This is a genomic window from Amycolatopsis sp. A133, assembly GCF_031082405.1.
In the GTDB taxonomy this organism is placed as follows: domain Bacteria; phylum Actinomycetota; class Actinomycetes; order Mycobacteriales; family Pseudonocardiaceae; genus Amycolatopsis.
This window is the reverse complement of sequence record NZ_JAVHJU010000041.1, coordinates 83,291-105,246: the sequence shown is the minus strand read 5'-3', so window position 1 is coordinate 105,246 and position 21,956 is coordinate 83,291. Positions and strand designations below refer to the sequence as shown.

21 protein-coding genes are annotated in these 21,956 nt (G+C 70.7%); 5 read left to right on the top strand and 16 right to left on the bottom strand.

From position 1 onward, the window contains the following. Positions 1-153: 153 nt before the first annotated feature. The gene (locus Q5425_RS26540; RefSeq protein ID WP_308675024.1) at positions 154-357 is read right to left on the bottom strand and encodes a hypothetical protein; all 204 of its coding nucleotides are present in this window, start codon (positions 355-357) and stop codon (positions 154-156) included. A 176-nt stretch (positions 358-533) separates the two neighbouring features. Here Q5425_RS26540 and Q5425_RS26535 point away from each other — a divergent pair, with 176 nt between their 5' ends. Beyond that, entirely contained in the window at positions 534-1,100 is a 567-nt protein-coding gene (locus Q5425_RS26535; RefSeq protein WP_308675023.1) for a TetR/AcrR family transcriptional regulator, read from the top strand. Here Q5425_RS26535 and Q5425_RS26530 read toward each other — a convergent pair. Beyond that, positions 1,097-1,534 carry a hypothetical protein gene (locus tag Q5425_RS26530; RefSeq protein WP_308675022.1) on the bottom strand — a complete coding sequence of 146 codons (438 nt, stop codon included), beginning with the start codon at positions 1,532-1,534 and terminating at the stop codon, positions 1,097-1,099. The two genes, Q5425_RS26535 and Q5425_RS26530, sit on opposite strands and share 4 nt — an antisense overlap. Before the next feature lie 234 nt (positions 1,535-1,768). On the opposite strand from Q5425_RS26530, the gene Q5425_RS26525 reads away from it, so the two are divergent. Further along, positions 1,769-4,645 (top strand): glycoside hydrolase family 9 protein, encoded by a 2,877-nt coding sequence (locus Q5425_RS26525; protein WP_308675021.1) that lies wholly within the window; start codon positions 1,769-1,771, stop codon positions 4,643-4,645. 160 nt (positions 4,646-4,805) lie between these two features. On the opposite strand, the gene Q5425_RS26520 is transcribed toward Q5425_RS26525, so the two are convergent. Next, positions 4,806-6,053, bottom strand: coding sequence for a glycoside hydrolase family 5 protein (locus Q5425_RS26520; protein ID WP_308675020.1), 1,248 nt, complete (start codon positions 6,051-6,053; stop codon positions 4,806-4,808). Positions 6,054-6,296: 243 nt separating this feature from the next. Between Q5425_RS26520 and Q5425_RS26515 the strand changes: the two genes are divergently transcribed. Next, the gene (locus tag Q5425_RS26515) at positions 6,297-7,451 is read left to right on the top strand and encodes a toll/interleukin-1 receptor domain-containing protein (RefSeq protein WP_308675019.1); all 1,155 of its coding nucleotides are present in this window, start codon (positions 6,297-6,299) and stop codon (positions 7,449-7,451) included. A 45-nt stretch (positions 7,452-7,496) separates the two neighbouring features. On the opposite strand, the gene Q5425_RS26510 is transcribed toward Q5425_RS26515, so the two are convergent. The 6 genes from Q5425_RS26510 to Q5425_RS26485 all read right to left on the bottom strand — a co-directional run bounded on the left by Q5425_RS26510 (position 7,497) and on the right by Q5425_RS26485 (position 12,555). Continuing rightward, positions 7,497-9,041, bottom strand: coding sequence for an AAA family ATPase (locus Q5425_RS26510; protein WP_308675018.1), 1,545 nt, complete (start codon positions 9,039-9,041; stop codon positions 7,497-7,499). Between the two features lie 13 nt (positions 9,042-9,054). Next, a complete protein-coding gene (locus Q5425_RS26505; protein ID WP_308675017.1) occupies positions 9,055-9,537 on the bottom strand; it encodes a hypothetical protein in 483 nt (160 codons plus the stop codon). A gap of 37 nt (positions 9,538-9,574) precedes the next feature. Beyond that, positions 9,575-9,730: a hypothetical protein gene (locus Q5425_RS26500; RefSeq protein ID WP_308675016.1), complete on the bottom strand. Its 156-nt coding sequence runs from the start codon at positions 9,728-9,730 to the stop codon at positions 9,575-9,577. Position 9,731: 1 nt separating this feature from the next. Continuing rightward, complete coding sequence (locus tag Q5425_RS26495) at positions 9,732-11,468, bottom strand: hypothetical protein (protein WP_308675015.1); 1,737 nt, start codon at positions 11,466-11,468, stop codon at positions 9,732-9,734. Beyond that, entirely contained in the window at positions 11,465-11,923 is a 459-nt protein-coding gene (locus Q5425_RS26490; RefSeq protein ID WP_308675014.1) for a hypothetical protein, read from the bottom strand. Before Q5425_RS26490 ends, Q5425_RS26495 begins: the two co-directional genes overlap by 4 nt. Positions 11,924-12,021: 98 nt before the next feature. After that, positions 12,022-12,555, bottom strand: a complete 534-nt coding sequence (locus Q5425_RS26485; protein WP_308675013.1) for a hypothetical protein — start codon at positions 12,553-12,555, stop codon at positions 12,022-12,024. Between the two features lie 345 nt (positions 12,556-12,900). Here Q5425_RS26485 and Q5425_RS26480 point away from each other — a divergent pair, with 345 nt between their 5' ends. Beyond that, positions 12,901-13,809 carry a hypothetical protein gene (locus Q5425_RS26480; RefSeq protein WP_308675012.1) on the top strand — a complete coding sequence of 303 codons (909 nt, stop codon included), beginning with the start codon at positions 12,901-12,903 and terminating at the stop codon, positions 13,807-13,809. A gap of 74 nt (positions 13,810-13,883) precedes the next feature. Here Q5425_RS26480 and Q5425_RS26475 read toward each other — a convergent pair whose 3' ends face one another. The 7 genes from Q5425_RS26475 to Q5425_RS26445 form a co-directional block, all read right to left on the bottom strand. Next, complete coding sequence (locus Q5425_RS26475) at positions 13,884-14,789, bottom strand: sulfotransferase domain-containing protein (protein WP_308675011.1); 906 nt, start codon at positions 14,787-14,789, stop codon at positions 13,884-13,886. Between the two features lie 88 nt (positions 14,790-14,877). Further along, a complete protein-coding gene (locus Q5425_RS26470) occupies positions 14,878-16,086 on the bottom strand; it encodes a cytochrome P450 (protein WP_308675010.1) in 1,209 nt (402 codons plus the stop codon). Continuing rightward, positions 16,083-16,616, bottom strand: coding sequence for an ATP/GTP-binding protein (locus tag Q5425_RS26465; RefSeq protein WP_308675083.1), 534 nt, complete (start codon positions 16,614-16,616; stop codon positions 16,083-16,085). The genes Q5425_RS26470 and Q5425_RS26465 overlap by 4 nt, the downstream gene beginning before the upstream one ends. A gap of 52 nt (positions 16,617-16,668) precedes the next feature. Beyond that, entirely contained in the window at positions 16,669-17,028 is a 360-nt protein-coding gene (locus Q5425_RS26460; RefSeq protein WP_308675009.1) for a DUF742 domain-containing protein, read from the bottom strand. Between the two features lies 1 nt (position 17,029). After that, on the bottom strand, positions 17,030-17,446 hold the full coding sequence (locus Q5425_RS26455) for a roadblock/LC7 domain-containing protein (RefSeq protein ID WP_308675008.1): 417 nt from the start codon (positions 17,444-17,446) through the stop codon (positions 17,030-17,032). Continuing rightward, the gene (locus Q5425_RS26450) at positions 17,443-18,813 is read right to left on the bottom strand and encodes an ATP-binding protein (RefSeq protein WP_308675007.1); all 1,371 of its coding nucleotides are present in this window, start codon (positions 18,811-18,813) and stop codon (positions 17,443-17,445) included. Before Q5425_RS26450 ends, Q5425_RS26455 begins: the two co-directional genes overlap by 4 nt. Positions 18,814-19,068: 255 nt before the next feature. Continuing rightward, positions 19,069-20,352, bottom strand: coding sequence for a hypothetical protein (locus Q5425_RS26445; RefSeq protein ID WP_308675006.1), 1,284 nt, complete (start codon positions 20,350-20,352; stop codon positions 19,069-19,071). A gap of 544 nt (positions 20,353-20,896) precedes the next feature. Here Q5425_RS26445 and Q5425_RS26440 point away from each other — a divergent pair. After that, complete coding sequence (locus Q5425_RS26440; RefSeq protein WP_308675005.1) at positions 20,897-21,259, top strand: LuxR C-terminal-related transcriptional regulator; 363 nt, start codon at positions 20,897-20,899, stop codon at positions 21,257-21,259. The last annotated feature ends 697 nt before the right edge of the window (positions 21,260-21,956 follow it).

Below are 21,956 nucleotides of genomic sequence, written 5' to 3'. Positions count from 1 at the left end.
GGTTCCCCGTCCCGGGCACGCAGCGACCCAGTGTGACGCCGGCACGGGTGGGACCGGCCACCGGACCTGGGAATGCCGGTCCCACCCGGCGCAAACGAAAGCCGCGACCGACCCGTCGGTCGCGGCTTTGTGCTGTGCCGGGGAAGTCCGCGGCTACCGGCGGCCGAGCAGCCTGCCGACGACCCCGCGCCGGCGTCGCGGCTCCGGGACGGGCGTGGTACCCACCCGCAGCACGATGTCCAGCACGGCCGCCCGCTGTTCGGCGGCGGCGCGGGCGTAGCCGGGCGACGCCGCAACGGCGCGGCGAAGGTCGTCGGGGTCGGCGGTGCCGGTGTCGAACCCGGCGACCCGGGTCACGTCGATGGGGCCTCGGCACTGTGTTTCCACGCGTGAGTTCTCCTGCTGTCGGGCGTGCGGTCCGTGCCCTCGTTATCGCTCCGTTACTGCGCTCGCGTTACCGCCGCCGTGTCCCTCGGTCAGGTGAGTTGCGCCGGCGTGCCCGCCGAAGGGGATGCGCCTCGTACGATGCGACGGTGAGCTATTCGACCGACCCGCGGGCGGCGCGGAGCCGGGAGGCGATGATCGCCGCGGCGCGGCGGTTGCTGGCGGAGGAAGGGCTCGACGCCGTCACCCACCGGCGGGTCGCGGAGGAGGCCGGAGTCGGCCGGGCGACGGTGTACCGGCACTGGCCACGAGCCGACCAGCTGCTGCTCGACGCCATGGGCGGCGCGGACCTGCCGCTGTTCAAGGACCCGGAAGCACCGCTGCACCCGTGGCTGTGCCGCCAGCTGCGGCGGATGGCCGACGAGCTCGCGATCCCCTCCGTCGCCGCGGTTTCGCTGACGCTGGCCCAGTCGGCGCTGTCGGACCCCGAGGCGGCACACCGGCAGGACGAGTCGGTCCGGACGATCACGGATCGCCTCCGGGCCGCTGTGGAATCGGCGGTCGCGGCCGGCGAGCTGACCACGGACGCCGAACCGGCCGATTTGACGGCCATGCTGGTGGGCCCGATCGTCTACCGCGCCACGGCCCAGCGGCGCCCGTCGTCCGACGCGTTCATCGAGCGGCTCGTGGACAGCGTGGGAACCTGGCGGAGCTAGGCCGCCCCGGCGATGGCGGTGACACCAAAAGCGAAGTGCGCGGCCATCGCGGCGACCCGGATCCAGTCCGTGCGCAGCAACCGCGCGATGGCCGCGCGGTCGGCGGTTTCCCGGATGTTCAGCTGGATCGGCAGCTGGATCACGGCGAACGACAGCCAGGACGCGCTCAAGGCCGCCAAGCCACCCCACAGTGGCCAGGCGGGAATCGCGGCCGGAGCGGTGGCGAGCATGACGATCACCAAGCCGGTCAGCAGGACCTTCGGGACCACGTAGACGATTCCGCTGCCGTGGCCCTGGCTCGTCTGGACGGCCCGGAACTCGCCGGTGCCGACCGCCGCCCATCCGGAGAAGACGGCGAAGTGCTCCATCAGGCAGCCGGCCAGGCAGTAAGCCGACAGCATGCCGTAGCCGAGCAACCAGGTTCCAGTGGACAACGAAGATCTCCTCGGGCCGCGCCTCTGTGAGACACATGTCTCGTAGAACGGCATCGTGGCACGCGCGGCGCTGTGAGTCAACTGTCTCACAGATTCGTCTTCGTGAAACTTTCCGAAACTTTCGGTCCGGCGGCATGGGGGACCGGCTCATTGCCAAAGGTGCGCCGGAATGATTACAGTCCCCTCTCTGGGAGCGCTCCCACTTACGCCTGGCTCGACGACGAGGAGTGGCGAATGCGGGCAAGGAGATTCCGGACCGGTGTGGTGTTGCTGGCCGTGACGGCGCTCGGGCTGACGGCGGGTTCCGTGCCCGCGTCCGCCGCGGACTACGAACGGCTGCTCAACGGCACGTTCGCCGGCGGCACGCTCGACCCCTGGTGGGCCGGGTCCGGTACCACCGGCCGCGTCACCGGCGGGGAGTTCTGCACCGACGTCACCGGGGGCACGGCCAACGGCTACGACGCGCTCGCCGGCCAGAACGGCGTCCCCTTCGAGACCGGTCAGCAGTACACGTTGACGTTCGACGCGCACGCGACGACCCCGCAGCAGATCTCCGCTGTCGCGGGCGAGGCCGTGTCGCCCTACCGGCAGATTTCGCGCAACGACCTGACGGTCACCCAGACGACCCAGCACTTCACCGTCACCTTTACGTCCACTTTGGACTTCCCGAACGCGGGCAACGGCCAGCTGGCCTTCTGGTTCGGCGGCCAGGCCGCGGACAACACGATCTGCCTGGACAACATCTCCCTGATCGGCGGCGTGATCCCGCCCGGCGGCCTGCCGCCGACGAGCGGCATCCGGGTGAACCAGGAAAGCTACGTGCCCGGCCTGCCCAAGCACGCCACGGTGATCAGCAGCTCGGCGACCCCGGTGACGTGGACGTTGCGCAACTCCGCCGGCACCGCGGTGACCACCGGCCAGACCCGGCCGCGCGGCGCCGACGCCCCCTCCGGCGAAAGCGTCCACGACATCGACTTCTCCGCCTACGACACCGCGGGCACCGGGTACACGCTGGCCGTCGGCTCCGAAACCAGCTTCCCGTTCGACATCGCCGCGGACGGGCTCAAGAAACTGCGTTACGACTCGCTGGCCTTCTTCTACCACCAGCGCAGCGGGATCGCGATCGACGCCCAGTACGTCGGGGCCACCTACGCGCGCCCGGCGGGCCACGTCAACGTCGCGCCGAACCAGGGCGACAACAACGTGCCGTGCCGCTCGGACCTCAACTGCGGGTACACCCTCGACGTGCGCGGCGGCTGGTACGACGCGGGCGACCACGGCAAGTACGTCGTCAACGGCGGCATCGCGACCTGGGAACTGCTCGACGAGTACGAGCGCGCGCTGAAGCTCGGCGATGCGAGTGCGCTGGGTGACGGCAAGCTGGCCATCCCGGAGCGGGCCAACGGCGTGCCCGACATCCTCGACGAAGCCCGCTGGGAAGTCGACTTCCTGCTCTCCATGCAGGTGCCGGACGGCAAGCCGAACGCGGGCATGGTGCACCACAAGATCCACGACGCGCAGTGGACCAGCCTGCCCACCCGGCCCGAGCAGGACAGCCAGCCGCGCCGGCTCTCGCCGCCGAGCACGGCGGCCACGCTGAACATGGCCGCGGTCGCGGCCCAGGCGTCGCGGCTGTGGCGGACCATCGACCCGGCGTACTCGGCGAAGCTGCTTGCCGCGGCCGAGAAGGCGTACGCGGCAGCGAAGGCCAACCCCAACGTGCTCGCCGACCCGAACGACGGCACCGGCGGCGGCACCTACAGCGACAACACCGTGACCGACGAGTTCTACTGGGCGGCCGCGGAGCTGTTCGCGACGACCGCGAAGAGCGCGTACCGTACCGACGTCACGGGCTCCTCGCTCTACCGCGGCGCGAGCTTCAACACCCACGGCTTCGACTGGGGCTCCACGGGCGCGCTCGGGGACATCACGCTCGCCCTGGTGCCCACCGACCTGCCGGCGGCCGACGTCGCGGCGATCAAGACCGCGATCACCACGACCGCCGACAGCCACCTCGCCCAGATGGCGGCCATGGGCTACCCCGCGCCCTACCGCACGGCCGACGGCACGTACGAGTGGGGATCCAACGGCCTGGTGGCCAACAACGGCGTCGTGCTCGCCCTCGCGTACGACTTCACCAAGCTGGACAAGTACCGCGACGGCGCGTTCCAGGCCATGGACTACCTGCTGGGCCGCAACCCCGCGAACTACTCCTACGTCTCCGGCCACGGCGACCAGGCGGTGCAGAACGTGCACCACCGGTTCTGGGCGCACCAGCTGGACCCGTCGCTGCCGACCGCCCCGCCCGGGGCGCTCTCCGGCGGGCCCAACAGCGGCCTCCAGGACCCGACCGCGGCCCGGCTGCTCACCGGCTGCGCACCCCAGCGCTGCTTCGTCGACGACATCCAGGCGTACTCGGTGAACGAGGTCGCCATCAACTGGAACTCGGCGCTGGCCTGGCTGGCGAACTGGACGGCGGAGAAGTCGCCGTCCGCCGTGGACACGACCGCGCCGGCCGCGGCGGGCCGGCCCGCCGTCTCGTCGGTGTCGGGCACCGGGGCGACGGTGACCTGGACGGCGTCCGCGGACGCGGAGAGCGGCATCAAGGACTACGACGTCGTCAGCGTGACCGGCTCGGCCCGGAAGGTCCTCGCGACCGTCACCGGAACGAGCGCGACCCTGACGGGGCTCACGCCGTCGACCGCGTACACCCTGGTCGTGGTGGCCCGCAACGGCGCCGGCCTCACGGGTCCGGACTCGGCGTCCACGCAGTTCACGACGCTGCCGGACACCTCGGCGGGCGGCTGCTCGGTGGCCTACACGGCGACCAGCTGGACCGGTGGCTTCACGGCCTACGTGACGCTGACCAACACCGGGACCGCGGCGTGGTCGACGTGGGCGCTGAAGTTCGCCTTCCCGGGCACCCAGAAGGTGACCCAGGGCTGGTCGGCGACGTGGGCGCAGTCCGGCGCGGACGTCACGGCCACGGCGATGCCGTGGAACGCGTCGCTCGCCCCGGGCAAGTCGGTTTCGATCGGTTTCAACGGCAGCTACACGGGCAGCAACCCGCGTCCGGCGGCCTTCGCGGTGAACGGGAAGACCTGCAGCTGACGGCCCGTCCGGTGGTTCGATCGGCGAACCACCGGACACTCCGCTAGCGTCACACCCGTGGGCAGGCGCGCCTCCTCCCCCCTCGGCGCGTCTGCCCACACTTCTGCCTTCCCGGCCCGCGGGGCGAGGGTCCCCCGGCCGGGGGACTGGCCGCCGTCGGTCATCGACCGGCGAGGCCGCCCATGATGGCGTCGATGATGCCCTGGTGCGTCACCGCGTAGGTCCGCCGGTCGAACAGGCCGAAGCCGAATTGGCCGTTGGCGCCGTTGTCCCAGTAGACGGTGGCGGCACCGTACTTCTTGGCGGTGGCCACGATGGCCCGTGCGAAGTCGGCGCGGTACCGGTTGTTCGACGAATCGAACGAGGACTTGTCGATGGACCCGTATTCGCCGACGACGACCGGATAGCCCTTCGTGACGAAGGTGTCGCGCATCAGTTTCAGCTGGGCGTCCAGGTAGTCTTCCTGACCCCAGGTCGACTTCTTCGCCGGATTGGTGGCACTCCGGCCCCACTGCGTGATGTTCCCGTTTTCCTCGCCGGCGAAGTCCCACGGGCTGTAGTAGTGCACGGAAATCATGATCCGTTTTTCGCTCGCGGGAATGGACGAGGAGCGGAACTGGTCGGTCGGCAATGTGAAGCCGTAATTGCCCGCGGTGTAATCGATATTGGTGTTCCAGCCCGGGACGAGCAGCCAGCGCGAACTGTTGTTCCCGCCGGTCTTGCGCACGGTGTCGACGAAGATCTGGTTGTAGGCGTTGATGTTCGAATAGCACGGCTGCGTCGGGTTGCCGTACTGCCCGTCGAACTCCTCGTTCATGGACTCCAGCACGAGGTGCTGATCGTAGCCGGCGAACCGGGCCGCGACCTGCTGCCAGACCTTCTGGTACTTGGCCTTGATCGTCGCCTGGTCGGCCGCGTCGCAGATCAGCCAGGAGCCGGTGATGGTCTTGTAGCCGTCACCGTGCATGTTGACCAGCACGTACAGACCGCGCTTGTAGGCGTAGTCGACGACTTGCTGGATCCGGTTCAGCCAGGCCGCGTTGACCGGGTAGTTCGGCCCGGCGCCGATGTGGTTCAGGTAGGAGACGGGAATCCGGACGGTTTTGAACCCGGCGGCCTTGACCCTGTCGATCAGGCCCTGGGTGACGGCAGGCAGACCCCAAGCGGTTTCGCTGGGAACCCCGTTGGCGTTGGCTTCGAGCTGGTTCCCCAGATTCCACCCGGCTCCCATGTCGGCCACGACCTGCGACGCATTGAGCCGGCTCGTGGCGCCGGCCTCCACCCCGGGCAAACTCACGGCGGCGCCCAGCGCAACGGCAAGGAAGAGTTTCACTGCTCTCGAAGTCATGATGATACCTCTCATGCCCATTGGGGGACATATTCCAACATGGTTGATACCGGCCGTCAATCCTCACGGCGAAGAGGATCTTTTTGCAGGTGAGATCGGCGATCGAAGAAATCGAATAATCGAAAGAATCGACACATCCGGTCGTCGGTGGAGACCCGGACACCCGGACCGGCGGCCGCGACCTGTCCGTCCTGATCCAGGTGAAACAAATCGGCGTCCGGAGCGACTCTCACCGTGCCGGTGCGCTCCGGAACGACTGCGCCGTCGAAGAAGCCGGCGCTCGCCGGCCCGAGGGAGGACTCCGTGGTTTTGTCACCGGATGATCGAGTGGCGGGCAGTGTCCCGCTGTTCCCCGACGGCGTCGCGAAATCGATCGATTCGGCGCCGGACGGCATCGCGATCGGCCTGATCCGGTTCTCCGGCTGGCAGCTGCACCGGATCGACCCGCTGCCGGGCGGCTTCGCCGGGCACGCCGCCTACCTCGTCCGCGTGAACTACGAATTCGACGTGCCCGCGGAGGTGGCGCCCCCGGCCTGGGCGGAGGTGGAGTTCGCCTTCGACGCCGCCGAGGTGATGGTGGTCGACGCGATCCCCCGCGCGGTCGCGGCGGCCGAGCCCGCGCGCAGCTACGAGCTGACCGGGCAGCTGAACTTCGTCCGCCCCACGGCCGGGCGGTCCCCCTGGGCGGCCGACGCGAGCGAAGCCAACGTCGCGCTTCCCGCGGTCCGGCCGCACGTGGACTGCTTCGGGCTGGGGAGTTCGCGGGTGCGGTGGCGGCATTCCGGTGCCGTGCCCGCGGGAACCCACACCGCGTGGCTCGTCCTGCTGACCCCGCCGGACCGGACCGAGCTGCCGGTGCTGGCCGGAGGGGCCTACCAGCGGGCGGCGGACGCCGAGCCCGGCCTCCGCGCGAGTGGCCGTCCGGACGCGTTCACCGTCCGGCTCCCGGGAGCACCGGAACCGGAGGTCCCGGCCACGACGGCGGACGGCAGCGCGCCCCGCGTGTTCGTCTCGTACGCACAGGAGTCCGCGGCGCACAAGGAAGCCGTCGTGCGGTTGTGCCGGCTGCTGGTCGCCGAAGGGGTGGACGTGCGCGTCGACCAGGACGGCTTGGACCGCCGCCGCAACTGGGACCGGTGGACCACGACCCAGATCCTGCGCACCGACTACGTGATCGTCGTGGCGTCGCCGGCCTACCGCGCCGTGGGCGACGGCGAGCTCACCGACGAGACGCGCCACCGCGGCATCCGGTCGGAATACAGCCGGCTGGCCGACCTCCTGCACCGCTACCCGGACCGGTGGACGAAGAAGCTGCTCCCGGTCGTCCTCCCGGGCCGCTCGCCCGACGAGATCCCCTTGGCGTTCCTCCCGGCCATCGGCGACTACTACCCGCTGTCCGCGTTCACCAGGGCCGCCGCCGCGGATCTGCTGAGCGTCCTGTTCAGCGCTCCGGCGTAGCCCATCCGGACCCGGTTGCCGGGCCGGGAGGACACGGCGTGAGCGTCAGCCGAGCACCACGCGGCGCGAAGCGGCCTTCTCGGCCGAGTCCCGCACCTTCCCCGACGCCGGGATGGCCCGGTCGCGAAGCTGCCGGACCTCGTCGATGCGCTCCGGCGCCGAGCGCACCAGCGGCACGATGTTGCGGAAGGCGTCGCGGTAGAACTCGACCGGCACGTCCCGGTCGTCGGCGGCGGCGATCGCCTCGTAGCCGATCTCCTTGACGGCCGCCTCGACGTCGGAGCCGGCGAACCCGTCGCTGAGCCGCACGAGCTCCTCGACGACGTCGTCCGGCACCGGCACGCGCAGGTACTTGCGCAGGTAGATCTGGATGATCTCCCGCCGCTCTTCGGCGTCGGGCAGGTCGACGAAGAACATGTCGTCGAACCGGCCGCTGCGCAGCAGCTCCTGCGGCAGCGCCCGGACGTCGTTCGCGGTCGCGACCACGAATACCCGGGCCGGGGATTCCTGCAGCCAGTACAGGAACTGGCCGACCAGCCGGGTCGTTACGCCGGTGCTGTCCGTGCCCGAGCCGGCCAGCCCCTTCTCGATCTCGTCGATCCAGAGCACGCACGGCGCGACGGCGTCGGCCGTGGCGAGCGCCTCGCGGAACCGGCTCTCCGACTGACCGACGTAGTTGCCCAGCACCGAAGCGATGTCCAGCCGGTACAGCGGGAGCTGCCAGTCACTCGCGATGGCCTTGGCCGACAGGGACTTCCCGCAGCCCGGGACGCCGACCAGCAGCACCCCGCGGGGCGGCCGCATCCCGCGGTCGCGCAGGTCCATGGTGAGCAGCGGGCGCTTGCGGTCCAGCCACCGCCGCAGCCCGGCCAGCCCGCCGACGAGGTGGTCCCCGGCGCGCACCGGCACCCGCTCGATGCCGGCCAGCTCGCTGAAGATCGAATCCTTGGCCCGGCCCAGCTCGACCAGCTCCGCCTTGGTGATGGACTTCCGCACCACGAACGTGGCGAGGATGTTCAGCGCTTCGATCTTCGTGACGCCGGTGAGGATGGACGCGGCCTCCTCGCACTCGGCGGGACCCCACTCGATCCGGATTTCGCCCGCGTACTGGTGCAGGAAGTCCTCGATCTCCGCGCGCATCTCGTCCACGTCGGGCAGGTCGAGCGTGACCGCCATCCCCATCCGCTGCAGGGCGTTCCAGGTCGGGTCGGCGGTGATCACCATGATGCACCCGCCGTGTTCCTCGGCCAGCTGGGCGAGGTCGACGAACCGCCGTGAGATGTCGTTGTCGTCGCCGAGGTGCTGCACGTCGGTGAACACGACGGTCTGGTTCGCCCGCGCCTGGAACCATTCGCCCGCCAGGTCGAGCGCGCCGAGCAGCGACTTGTCGTCGGAGAGCACCTGCCGGTTCTTGAGGTCCCGCAGCCCCTGGCTGAGCGTGTGCACGACGATGTCGAGCTGCTTCTCCCGGGCCAGCTCGCCGAGCATCTCCAGCGCGCGGCCGCGTTCGACCGTGCGGACGGACACGAACGGGATGCGGGCCAGCAGGTAGGACTCGATGCGTGCTTTCGTCTCCGCCCCGTTGGGCATGAGCTCGTTCTCCCTAGTCGAGGATGACCCGGCGACCGCGCGCCGGTCCGGTGGGCGACGGCGCCGCCGTCCGGGTCAGTGCGGGTTCGAGGCTGTTCTGCCGGACGGCGTTGCGCAGCGGGGCCGGCGCGTCCCGCACGGAGTCTTCGAGACTCCGCTGCGCCGACGAGATCGTCTCCCGGAGCGCGTCGGCGACGCTGGTGCGCAGCTCGTCCGGAAGTCCGGGGTGGACGGTGAACGCGACCAGCGGGCCGAGCCGTTTCCGCGCGTCCGCGAGGACCACCGCGAGCACCGTCACCGCGCGCTCCGGGCGGGCGAGCAGCAGCTGCTGCTCGCGCGAGAAAGCCTCCTGCCACCGGCGCAGGCGGTCGTGGAACGCGTCCGCGACGTGGCGGGCCAGCCGTTCGGTCATCTGCGGCCCGAGCTCGGCGTCGATCGGCGGCAGGTGGCCCGACGGCAGGTCCTCGCCCCGGCCGAAGGCGGAAAGCCAGCTCACCCACGCGGCGTACGGTCCGGGTGTCCGGTGCACGCCGTCACTTCCGGGGGCGGCGGTGGAGGAACTCGGCGGGCGGCAGCAGGTCCCAGCCGGGCAGCTCCAACGCGACTTCGTCGTCCTTCAGGACGTGCTTGGGCTGCGGCTCTCCGGGACGCCCGGGGACTTCCGGGCCACCGGTCATCGCTCTCGGCATTTCACGCTCCTCGCTTCGCGCCGGGCGCCGGGGCCGCGAACGCCGTGCTGTTCAACCGGTTCAGGTACGTCCGCAGGTCCGCGGCGAGCGCGAGCTCGCGCTCCCACTCGGCCCGCAGGTCCACCAGCTCGGCGATGCCGCCCCGCAGCTGCGCGACCGCGACGGCCCGGCGTTGCTCGCCCTGGCGCCGCAGTTCCTGACGGCGGGCCGGGAGCGCGCGGGCCTGGTAGGCGGACCAGCCGGCGAGGCCGGCCGTGGCGAGCAGGAAGAACACCGCGAGCCCGGGGTTGTGCGCCAGCCCCGCCCACAGCGCCAGCAGCAGCACCATCCCGGCGGTGATCGCGGAGGCCAGCGGCGGGCCGGTGAACCGCACCTTCGCGACCGCGGCTTCGGTTTCGGCGTCGATGTGCGCCGCCAGGCCCGCGACGAGGTCCGCTTCCCCGGTGGTCCGGTCGATCCGCGCCGACCAGCCCTCGAGCTCGAACGCGACGGACGCGGGCTGCGCGGCGATGTTGGCCGCTTCCAGCCGGCCGGCGCCCTCGACGATCCAGTCCTTCGCCAGTGCCACCGCGAACCGCCGGGTGCCCGGCGAAGTGCCGGCGCGCGGGTCGCCGACCGCCGCGTTGCTGAGCAGGGTGAGGAAGTCGACCTTCTCCTCGTGCAGCGGCGCGGCCGTCCGGACCGCCGTCGCCGCTTTCGCCTTGTCGCCGTCGGCCTTGACGATCTCCTGCAGCTCGTGTTCCTTGCGCCGCAGCGGCGCTTCTTCGACGTCGTAGCCGGTGACGAGCCCGTCGAGGATCTCGTCGACGCGGTTGCGCAGGTCTTCGCTCTGCGGCAGCTCGCCGGTGAACAGGGCCCGGAAGCGCTCCTCCGCCGTGCGGTGCACGGTCGCCCCTTCGTAGAGCTCCTTGAGGTCCGGCCAGGTGGGACTGATGGCCGGGAGCACGGTGTAGCGCGGGTCGACCGGCCGCCGGTCGGCGTCGAGCAGGCGGGCCCACCGGTCCACCTGCCGGTCGACGATCCCGCGGTCGTCGGCGAGCCGCTCGTACCACTCGCCGAGCTGGCGCATCACCAGGTGCTTCGATTCGTGCCCGAACGCGCCGGTGCTGACCGCGTCGAGGATCACGGTGAACTCGCGGGACAGCCCGGTCGGGTCCTGGCGCGCGGTGTACTGGCGCAGCCACCGTGCGGTGGCCTCGTTGCGCCGGTGCCGGCGCAGGACGAGCGCGAAGAAGAGGGCGGCTTTGTCGTTGTCCCGGCGGGTCGTCTCGACCAGGGCCTTCTGCGCCAGGTCCGGGTCGTCGCGGATCCACGCGGCGACGGCCACCAGCGCGGGGGCGAGCCAGTACCGCGGGGTCACCAGCATCAGCTCTTCGGACAGCTGCCGCATCGTGCCGTGCGTGACGATCCCGACGTCCAGGGCCTGCAGCGTGCCGGTCGCCAGCCGGCGCACCTCGGCGAAGTGCCCGAAGTTCGTCTCGAGCTCCTGCCGCACCTGGACGATCTCGGTGTGGGCGACCTGCACGTTGTGCCGGAGCTCGTCGCGGCGCAGGAACTCGGTGAACTCCGCGCGCAGGCCCAGCAGCTCGCCCCGGGTCCGGTCCTGGGCGTCGGCGACGTGGACGATCGACTGCTGGAGCACGGCCTGCTTTTCGTGCAGTGCGTCCTGCGAGGCCGCGAGCCGGCTGACCGCCCGGTCGACCTGGCTGAGCTGACGGGAGATGAGAACCTCGTTCACGATTCACCTTCCAGGAGCACGACCGAGCCGTCCGCGCGCACGCAGACGAGCCGGTCCGGGTAGACCTCGACGGCCAGGTAGGCCGGTGACCCGGCGAGGGCGCGGGCGCGTTCGAGGGCCGCGGGCAGCGCCTGCCCGCGGCGGTAGTGCTCGATGATCGAGCCGTCCAGCGCCAGGGTGTGCACCTCGAACGGCTCGCCGAGAAAGCACCGGGCCACGATCCCGAACGGAATCGTGTGGTATTTGTCGGCGAATTCCCGGCGCACTCCGTCGACGAACTCGTCGATCTCCACCGCGCTGAGACTTCCCGATGCGTCGAGCGCGCGAACCGCGCGGAGGTAGTTCTCGGATCGACGGTCCGATTTCAGCCTGCCGCCGGACGTCGCTGTGCTGTTCGTGGTGCGCGGCGATCGGGAAAGCATCCCGTTCTGCCGGGTGATCAATGGTTTCGGCACCGTGCCGGCTCCCTGGGGTGAGGTATTCCTGTCCCTAGTCGTCGCGCGATCGACGTCTATTACGGCCGGCTCCAGCGTCACCCGGATGGCCCAAGGGATCAGCCGGCCACCAGGACGAGCAAGGCGGCCGCGGCCGCGAACCAGACCGCGGCGGTGGCGCCCGCGACGACCGGCGTGAGCCGGGCCGGCGCGGGCACCCGGGGCCGCAGGACGCGGCCGGTACCGGTGAGCACCAGCTGCCGCACGGCCGGCCGGCCGGCCCGGTCACGCCGTCCGTAGGCCTCGACGACGGTGCCCGGCTCGGGTGGGGCGGGGACCAGCCGCCCGGTCACGACGCAGGTGTGTTCCGCGCCCGTCACGTCCTTGAGCACGAGGTCGGCGACGTCCACCGTCCGCGACCGCGCACGCTCCTGCAGCGGCAAAACCCAGGGCCACCAGGGTTTTCCCGGCTCGCGGGCGGCCGCGGGCAGCGTCGCCCACAGGCCGGCGCCGAGCAGCGGGAGCACCACGGCGGCGGCGCAGCAGACGGCCAGCAACGGCCCGATCGGCGCGTGCGCGAGCACGGCGACGGTGAGCGCCGCGGTGGTGAACGCCGCCCCGATCCGCGTCGCCCACAGATACCTCCGGTCCATGACGGGTTCCTGACGGACGGTGGCGGACCGGACCACCGTCCCGGTCGCGAGGCGGCCGGGAACGCGGGCCGGCGGTTCCGTCCCGGCCGCGACCCGGCCGGTGGCGACCGGGCGGCCGCCGCAGGCCGGGCAATCGGTGTCCGTCGTACTGAACGGTGTTCCACAGGAAAGGCAGGAAGCCGGCATGATCGTCATTCCTCGTCATCGCGGCGTTTTCGGAACCGGCAGGCGCCGGGCCGAAACAGAACACGAACCGGATGCGATTGTGTCGGGTGATGGCGCGCCCCGGAAGTCTCGATTGAGAAACGCTCACGGCGCAGCCCGCCGACGTGAAAGGTGCCCGAAGTGAACGGATCTCCGGTTTTCGACGCCCCCGGGAACGAGCCGGCCGCGCGCGGTTCGCTGTGGGGTCCGGCGCGGGCTCCCGCCGACGCACCGGAATCCGCGGGTTTCCCGGCCGACGGCCCGCCGACGGAACCGATCGCGGTGATCCCGCCCGAGGCGGCCGGGGAGCCGCCGCTCGCCGCCGGCGGGGCGAAGAACCCCGGCCGGGTGAAGGTCGTGATCGGCGCCGGGGTGGCGGCGTTCGCTGTGGTGACCGCGGTCATCGTGGTGTCCGCGGTGACCTACGAACCGGCACCGCCGTCCGGCGCCGGCAGCCAGGCGCTGGGTGCCGGGAGCGGCGCGGGCGCCTACTCCACCTACGTCCCGACTTACGCGCCCACGTACGCCCTCACGGAGACGCCCACGCCGGCGACGTCCCCGTCGGTCACGGCCACCTCATCGGTCACGGCTACCTCATCGGGCGCGGTACCCGACGGCTACCGGCGGGTGACCGGCCCGGCGGGCGTGTCGGTCAGCATCCCGGCCGGCTGGTCGGTGCAGCCGGGCGCGTTCGCGACGACGGACGAGGCCGACGCCCCGGACGGCTCCGGCTCGATCATCCGGTACAGCGGCAGCCCCACGCCGGTGCTGTCGTTGCTGAACGCGGTGGAGCAGCTGGAGAAGAACACACCGGCCATCCGCAAGGGTTATGAACGCGTGCGCCTGGACCAGCTCACCACGGACAACGACGGCGACGTGGTGTGGGAGTTCCGGTTCACCGCGAAGACGGGCGTCCAGCGGCACGCACTCGGCTGGTACTGGCGCGCGAACGGCCACGACTACGCGGTCTACGCGTCGGTCGACGAGTCGCGCTGGACGGACTTCCAGCCGACCCTCGACGTACTGGTGCACACCGCGGGCCCGCGGTGAGCGGCCGGATTCCCCAGCCGTGACAGATCGGGGGAAGCCGGCGATCTCGGACTCGCTGTCCGGCCTCGTCGGCGTCAGCGCGTCCCCGACCAGCCCTTGTGAAGCCACTCGGCGAGATCGGACGGCGCGAGCCCGGCCACCCGCCGGTGGTAGTGGTCGACGGCGGCCGGGTCAAGCAACTCGCGCCACTGACCGCTGGTCCCGGAGCGGAAAAAGTCCTTGTTGCTGCGCCACAGCTTCGCGTCGACCCCGGGGGCCAGTTCGTCGGCCCGGTTCCGCATGCGGTCGAACGTCGCCGCGGCCGCGAGCTCGTCGAGCCGCTGCTGGGTGGTGTCGATCGAAAGCGCCGCGGCCAGCTGCCGCAGCTGGCCGGGCAGGTCGGCTTTCAGGTCCACGTAGTGGAACAGGGCGGTCTGCGGCGATTCGCGGTGTTCCCGGAACGTCCGGACGTGGTGGACGAGGTTGGCCAGGCTCACCCCGAACGACGCCGACTCGGGGGTGAACTCCGCGTCCGCCCACTCCCGGAACCGCTCGTGCGGGTCTTCGGCGGGCGGTGCGCCGACTTGCGGGCCGAGGCCGCCCAACGCGATGGCTTCGGGGTCGAGGTTGGCCGTCGCGTGCTCGAACGACAGCATCGCGTCGCGCGGGTCGCGGCCGACGCAGAGGTAGGTCACCCCCGCCTCGAACGGCAAGCCGTCGAGCGGGGTGTGCGTTTTGACAAAACGCCGGTGCTGCTGGGCTTCGAGCCCGGCCAGGATCGCGGCGGTGTCATAGGTCGTCGCGTCCAGCCAAGGCGAGATCTCGGTGAGGGGCCGGGGAAGGCCGGCCGTGTCGAAGACCAGCAACGCGCACAGCATCTGCATCCACGTCGTGCCGCACTTCGGTGGCGTGCTGATCACCACGTCTCCGGCGCGGAACCGGAAACCGGCCCACAACGCGCTGTCGGACACCACCGTGCGATACCGCCGCAATTCGGCCATTCCCGGTCCCCCGGCTGTGGACGCCGTCGCTCGCATCGGAGGCCAGGATGCCACGGCCACCGCCGGGCGGGCTACCGCCGCCCGGGCATCACCGGGCCAGGGTGAACCGCACCGGCAGCGCCGCCAGCCCGCGGAACAGCGGCGACGGCCGCCACTCCAGCGCGTCGGCCGGCACCGCCAAGACCACGTCCGGGAGGCGGTCGAGGAGAACCTCGATCGCGGCCTCGGCGATGACCTTGGCGATTTCCTGGGCCGCGTACGGGCACCGGTGATCGCCGTGGCTGAACGACAGGTACGCCTGGTTGCCGGTCGACGCGTGCGGGACCGGCCGGACCAGCGGGTCCCGGTTGGCCGCCGCGAGGCCCAGGATGAGCAGGTCGCCCGTGCGGATCTGCCTGCCGCCCAGCCGGAGGTCGTGGACGGCGAACCGGCCGGGGAAGTTCTGGGTGGGCGTGTCCTCCCAGAGCACCTCGGTCAGCGCCTGGCCGACGCTCCGGCGGCCGCCGGACAACGTCATCGCGAACCGGTCGTCGGTGAGCATCAGCCGCAGGGTGTTGCCGATCCAGTAGGCGGTGGGCAGCTGCCCCGCGTTCATCAGGTGGAGCAGGTCCTCGGTGATCTCGTCGTCGGCGAGCGCGGCCGGGTGGGCCAGCAGCCGCGACGTGACGTCCGGCCCGGGAGCGCGTCGTTTGGCCCCGACCATGCGCCGCACCCTTTCCCGGACGCGCGCGTAGGCGTCGTTCGCGCCTGCCCCGGCGGCGTGCGTCCGGTAGACGTCACGGACCAGGTCGGCGGTCTCCGCCTCCGGCACGCCGATCATCCGCGCGACGACGGGCAGCGGTACCCCGTCGGCGTACTGGGTGATCAGGTCCGCCTCGCCGGATCCGGCGAAGGCGTCGATGAGCTCGTCGGCGACCTGCTGGGCCCGCGCGCTCAGGTCGAACTGGTCGACGGCGCCGAGTGCGTCGTCGAGCGCCTCGGCCCGCCGCCGGTGTTCGGCACCCTCGGCGAACATCATCGTGGGCTGGTACCCGATGAGCGGGAGCAACGGCCAGTCGGGCGGCACGCGGTCCCAGGCGTTCCAGCGCCGTGAGTCGCGCCCGAAGACCTCGGGATGGCTCACGACGTACTGCACCTCGCGGTAGCCCAGCACCAGCCACGCCGGCACGTCCCCGTCGAGCAAGACCGGGGCGACCGGCCCGTGCGTGCTGCGCATCTGCGCGTAGAGATCGGCGGACTTCTGCTGGAACTGCGGCCCGTACAGCGGCGTGGCGGCTGCGGGCTGGGCGGTGGTCATGGCGTGGTCTCCCGGGCGGAGGACAAGGCGACGAGGTGGTGGACGAGGGTGAGCAGGACGGTCTTGCCCGAGTCACGCCGCCGGGCGTCGCAGTCGATCAGCGGGACGTCGGGGGACAGGTCGAGAGCCTGCCGCACCTGCTCCAACGTGTGCTCCGGCTCGCCGAAGTTGTTGCGGGCGACGATGAACGGCGTCCCGTGGTGCTCGAGGCGGTCGATGGAGTACCAGGAATCGGCCAGCCGGCGGGTGTCCACCAGCACGACGGCGCCCAGGGTGCCGGTGAACAGGCGGTCCCAGAGGAACCAGAACCGTTCCTGGCCCGGCGCGCCGAACAGGTACAGCACCATGCGCTCGTTGAGGCTGATCCGCCCGAAGTCGAACGCGACCGTGGTGGTGGTCTTGCCGGGCGAGGCGCCGTCGTCGATCCCGACGCCCGCCTGCGTCATGGTTTCCTCCGTGCTCAGCGGGCGGATTTCGCTCACGGAACCGACCATGGTCGTCTTGCCGGCCCCGAACCCGCCGACGATCACGATCTTCAGCCCTTCCGCGGCGGTGCCCGGCAGCGGGGTGCGGGCTTCTTGCTCAGAGCTTCTGCAGTCCAACGAGTACCTGCTTCAGGGTGTCGAGATCGGGCAGATCGGTGTCGACGGGCGCCGCGGACGGATGACGGGCGGTGATCCGCCCGGTGTCGAGCAAGTCGCACAAGAGGATCTTCACGACGCTGACCGGGAGGCCCAGCTCCGAGGCGACCTCCACCATCGCCGTCGGGTGCCGGCACAGCCGCAGGATCTTGCCGTGCTCGGACTGCATGCCGGGGACCGGATCGGATTCGCTCACGATCAGCGTGACCAGGTCCAGTGCGCTTTCGTTCGCGCGGCTGCGCCCACCGGTGACGGTGTACAACCGGTCCGGGTCCTCGCGGTGGAGGTCGTCCGAGGTCATGTCATCCGGCCGGGTGCTGCGGCTGCAGGCGCGGCGGGGCGGTCAGGTGCTCGCCGAGCTGCTCGACGAGCTCGTTCATGTTGTGGCCGATGACGCCCACGTCCGCGTCGTCGGCGGCGATCACGGCGAGGTGGGCTCCTTCGCCGGCCTCCACGATGAACAGCATCCCCCCGTGGAACTCCGTCATGGACTGCCGGACGCCGCCGGTCCCGTCGCCGAACTCGACGGACGTGCCGTACGCCAGGCTCTGGATGCCCGAAGCGATGGCGGCCAGCTGGTCGGCCTGGTCGATCGTGAGCCCGCGGGTGTGGCAGAGCTTGAGGCCGTCCTTGGACAGCACCAGGGCGTGGCGGGTGCCCGGCGTCTTGCTCAGGAGGTTTTCCAGCAACCAGTCCAGGTCGTGCTCTGTGGTGTTCATCGGCTGTCCTCCGAGGGAGCGGAAAGGCGGGTTGCCCGGCCGGCCGCGTGGAACGCACTGAACTTCGCCCCCGCGTCGGCCCGGGCCCGTGCGGGACCCGGCGCCGGCGGCGGCACCGGCTTGGGCGCGGCCGCCAGCGTCTGCCCGCGACGCCGCTGCGGCAGCCCGGACGACGTGGTCTCCACCTTGGATGTGGCCGTGGCCGCGGCGGCCGCGGGTTCGGCGGGCGGCTCTCCGGCGGGCGGGGTGCCCACCTCCGCCGGGCTCGGGGCGTCCGGTCCGGGCTGGGTGATCAGCTCCCGCGGGATCATGACCACCACTCCGGTGCCGCCCCGCGCGGACGGCCGGAAGTGCACGCTCAAGCCGTGTTTGCGCGCCAGACAGCCCACCACGGCCAGCCCCAGCCGGGTTCCGGACAGCGTGGTCAGGTCCAGCGGTTCGGAAGAAACCGCCCGCACGGCCCGCTCCAGCGCCGCGGGGCTCATGACGAGGCCACTGTCCTCGATGGTCACCACGACACCCGCCTGGACCTCCTCGACGTACACGTGCACGTCCTCCGAAGGCGGGGAGAAGCTGGTGGCGTTGTCCATCAGTTCGGCCAGTGCGTGCATGACGCCTTCGGCGGCGTACCCGGCGATCGCGACGGTGCTGGTCGAGTGCGTGCGCACGCGCTGGTAGGCGCTGATGCGTCCCATCGCCCCGCGCAGGATGCTTTCCATCACGATCGGCTTGGTCCAGCGCCGGCCGGAACGCGCTCCGGTCAGCACCGCGATGCTGTCCGCCAAGCGGCCCGCCTGCGCGGTGCTGTGGTCCAGGTCGAGCAGGTCGCCGAGGACGTTTTCGTCGTACCGGCCTTCCATCTCCCGCAGGTCGGCGAGCATGCTGGTGGCCAGTGCCTGCACGCGGCCGGCGGCGTTGGCGCAGGCCGCCATCGTGGCCGCGCGCATGCGCTCGCCCCGGCCGATCTCCTGCGCGACCGTCTCCAGCAGCCGCCGGTGGGCGCCGTCGATCGAGCCGGGCACCTCGGCGAGGGCGGTGTCCGCCGACGCCCCGTCGCGCACCCGCCGGACCACGGCGGGCAGCGTGTCGTCGGCGAGCCGGGCGACTTCCCCGTCCAGCACCGCGATCCGGCTCCGGAAGTGGCGCGCCGCCCGCACGCAGTACGCGGCGACGGTGACCGTCGCGCACACCACCGCGGCCGCCACCCCGCCGTACCAGGTCACGAACATCCGTTCCGCCGCGGGCGCGGTGGCCGTCGTCCACCACCACACCCCACCGGTGACGACGGCGGCGGCCGGCAGCACGAGCAGGGTTCGGCCCACCGGCAGGCGCTTCGCGTGGTGGGGAGCGGGTGACTGCACTGACATCGATCGGGTCCTCGTGGCGGTCGGAGACAGGGACTTCAGGCGTGCGGAGCCGAATCGCACCACGCAATTCCCTGCGGTGCCGCCCCGGCCGTGCACTGGGTACCGGGACGGCGCATCGAGGCCGGCCTCGCCTATGGCGAGCAAGACCCTAGCGCCGATCTTTCACGTCCGTAAGAGTCAATCTTCGCGAGCCGGCGATGACAGGACTTCGCTGGTTGCCGCCGGTTCCGGGAAGTCATTCCCCAACGGTGGTGGCTAGAGCATGCCCAGCGACGGCAGCCTTTCCGCCCGCCTCTTGCCCATGACCTTGGCGGCCAGCAGCAATTCTTCCGGAGTGAGCGGCTTCATGGCTTTGCTCGTCATGAACCGGGGCGGCAGGGGCGGTGGTGGCGCGGGCTCCTGCAGGGGCCGGGTCACGTGGGCGAAGATCCGCTTTTCCTTTTCCAGGATCTCTTTCAGCCCCTGTTTCCAGTCCGGAGATTCGATTTCGAAGCTCAGCTGCGGCATGCCGATCATGGGCACCCAGCTGACCCTCACCTGGTGCGTGCCGTCGACGTAGTGCAGGGTGAGGTCGGTTTTGATGTGCGCACGGAGCAAACTGTCGAAGGCGTACAGGCAGCGGGGCAAGAGGATGAACTCCAGCGCGCCGGCCGGCATGGAGCGGCTCACCCGCACTTCGTGCGAACCCTCCTTGGGCCGATCGAGTCCCATCGCCGCGAACGTCGACCGGTTGCCGGCGTCGGTCGTCTCGGTCGGCCCGCCGAAGATGGCCGAATTGGCGGCCCGCTCGGCCAGGAGTTTCTTCAGCCCCGCGCTTTCGCCACGCGATTTCATGACGGCCAGGTATTCCAGCGTCGCGTGCCGGCGCGAACCCTTGCGCTCCTCCTCGTAGGCTTCGAGGGGCATCTCCAGGTCGGCCGCGATGGACGTCTTGGCCTGGCCGGTCTCGTCCGGCCGGAACGAGTCGGGGCGCTGCCACTTCTCCGGAACCTGCCGGCCGCCTTCTTCCACGTACTTTTCCATCCGGACGCTCATGGCCTGGTGTTCGAGCAGGCCCGCCACCTGGGTGGCGTCCTGCGTCGCGCCGGTCTCGGACTGGCTGACGCTGATCTTGCTCGCCGTCGGAGCGGTTTCCATGTCGATGGATTGCTGGGCGCGGATCTGCTTCCGTTCGCGGTCTTCTTTGGTGAGGATTCCGTTGTTCGCGATGGAGATGATCGCCTGGGCCAGTTTGACCCGCTCGGCCAGGCTCGACCGGACCCCGTCCAACCCTGCCGCCGTGGTGGCGGTGCGGACGATGTGGTCGTCGATCATCGACTTGGCCGCGGCGGTCTCCCATTCGTCTTTGGCTGCGACGCCCAGCAACGCGAAGATTTCGACGGGGGACCGCAGAATTCCCCCGGGACCGGCCACCGACCGTTGCACCGCGGGCCCGGCCACCTCGGCGGAATCGCGCAACCGGGAAATCGAGTTCGCCAGCGCGGAATTGCCGGCCGTCCGCTGGAGGTGCAGCAGGTTCGCCGCGTCCGGCGCCGGCAATTCTGCTCGCCGCACTTCGGGTTTCCGGTGGATCTGGTGATCCGAAACCCCGCGCCGGTCACGATCAGTGCCCATGTGATCACGGTACCGCGGGGGGCGAAGACCTGTCAGTGTCCCTTTCGGGCACGTTCGCCTGCCCGAAAGGGTGGAGCAGTACCTGCTGCACAGGATGATCGGACCGCTTAGCCGCAACGCTGGGCCGAATGCCTGCGCGGCAATCGGCGGATTGCGACGGATGGCGTAACCGCGGATCGGCTATTGCTGCCAGGGGGTACGTGGTGACAAGAACTGTCTCTTTTCGCGCGCGCAAAAAGAGAAGCGGGGTCTCCCGGTCGATAGCCCGCTCGCGGTGACGACGGCGGTCCTGTGCGTGGCTTCCGAATCGAACGCGGCGTCGGTGGCGAGCGTCGCCGGCCCCGCCGCGCAGCAGGCCCCACGGTGCCGCGCTCCACGCCGGCGTCGCCTCGGGTGACACGAGCCGAGCGTCCGCCGGCTGCCGGCAGGCGTCGACGACACACCGTCGCTGATCACCGCCGACCCCATCGTGGAGCTGCTCTCGTCCCGCGTCGCGAGCGTGCGGCAGCTCGCGCAGGACGCCTTGGTCACGCCGGACGCCGGCTCGATGCGTGAAGCCCTGCAGCGGATCGTCGCCGGCTGCCGGCAGCTTCAGTCGGACCTCGTGGAGCTCACCCTCGACATCGACAACGGTCCGGAGGAACGGTTCCGGTCCCTCACCGCCGCGGAGCAGGGTGTCGCTGTCCTCTTGGCCGGCAACATGTCGAACGACCAGATCGCCCGCGAGCTCGGCATCAGCCTCCAGACCGCGAAGACCCACGTGCGCAATATCCTGGCCAAGTACCGGATGAGCGGGCGCGCAGCCGTGGCCGAGGACGTGAAGAAGCGGTGATACCGCGCATTCGCACCACAATGGACAGAGCCGAAGTGGACGAAGTGATTCCGGATACCACAAAACCCCAGGTCAATGAGGATCGACCTGGGGTGGTGGAGGGTGCGCCATCAGGGACTCGAACCCCGAACCCGCTGGTTAAGAGAACGCGTTTTGGGGTGTCGGGCGGTGCCGAGTGATGTCGGACAAGACCTTTTCGGCTGGTCACTGGACATCACTTGTGCCGGACTGTGCCGCGTTCTGTCGCCGTGTGCGGGACCTCTCGGGCACTTCTCGGGCACGTGCGTGCCGGATTCTGTCGGATGTATCCGCGCAGGTTGATGGCGGCGGGCGTGGGTGCGGGTTGCCGGGAGGTCGGTTGCTGTGTTGAGCCCGAGCGAGGGGCGCGATCCGGTGTTGTTCGATGCGGTGGGTCCGTGGTCGGCGGGTCGGAGGGGGGACGGGTCCTGCTGCAGGCGCTGGCCGTCGCAGCCGTCACCGTGCGTCCGGCTGGCGTTGCCCAGACCCAGACCGCCGACTCAGTCAGTGCTTCGGCAGGCCACTGGCGCCGTAGCGTGACAACATCAGCGGCCAGTTCGTCGCGGGTACGTTGGTCTGTTGCCGAGGCCCTGGCCCGATCAGCGCCTGGCCGAGGCGGCTGACGGCGACTTCTACTGTGCGAGCACGACGAACGAAGTTCGTCACGACGTGGAGATGG

Excerpts from the sequence above, each read along its gene's own strand:
- Q5425_RS26450 (WP_308675007.1), bottom strand. The coding sequence starts at position 18,813 with ATGTCAGTGCAGTCACCCGCTCCCCACCACGCGAAGCGCCTGCCGGTG.
- Q5425_RS26510 (WP_308675018.1), bottom strand. The coding sequence starts at position 9,041 with ATGCCCAACGGGGCGGAGACGAAAGCACGCATCGAGTCCTACCTGCTG.
- Q5425_RS26485 (WP_308675013.1), bottom strand. The coding sequence starts at position 12,555 with ATGGACCGGAGGTATCTGTGGGCGACGCGGATCGGGGCGGCGTTCACC.
- Q5425_RS26525 (WP_308675021.1), top strand. The coding sequence starts at position 1,769 with ATGCGGGCAAGGAGATTCCGGACCGGTGTGGTGTTGCTGGCCGTGACG.
- Q5425_RS26470 (WP_308675010.1), bottom strand. The coding sequence starts at position 16,086 with ATGACCACCGCCCAGCCCGCAGCCGCCACGCCGCTGTACGGGCCGCAG.
- Q5425_RS26475 (WP_308675011.1), bottom strand. The coding sequence starts at position 14,789 with ATGGCCGAATTGCGGCGGTATCGCACGGTGGTGTCCGACAGCGCGTTG.
- Q5425_RS26455 (WP_308675008.1), bottom strand. The coding sequence starts at position 17,446 with ATGAACACCACAGAGCACGACCTGGACTGGTTGCTGGAAAACCTCCTG.
- Q5425_RS26500 (WP_308675016.1), bottom strand. The coding sequence starts at position 9,730 with ATGCCGAGAGCGATGACCGGTGGCCCGGAAGTCCCCGGGCGTCCCGGA.
- Q5425_RS26460 (WP_308675009.1), bottom strand. The coding sequence starts at position 17,028 with ATGACCTCGGACGACCTCCACCGCGAGGACCCGGACCGGTTGTACACC.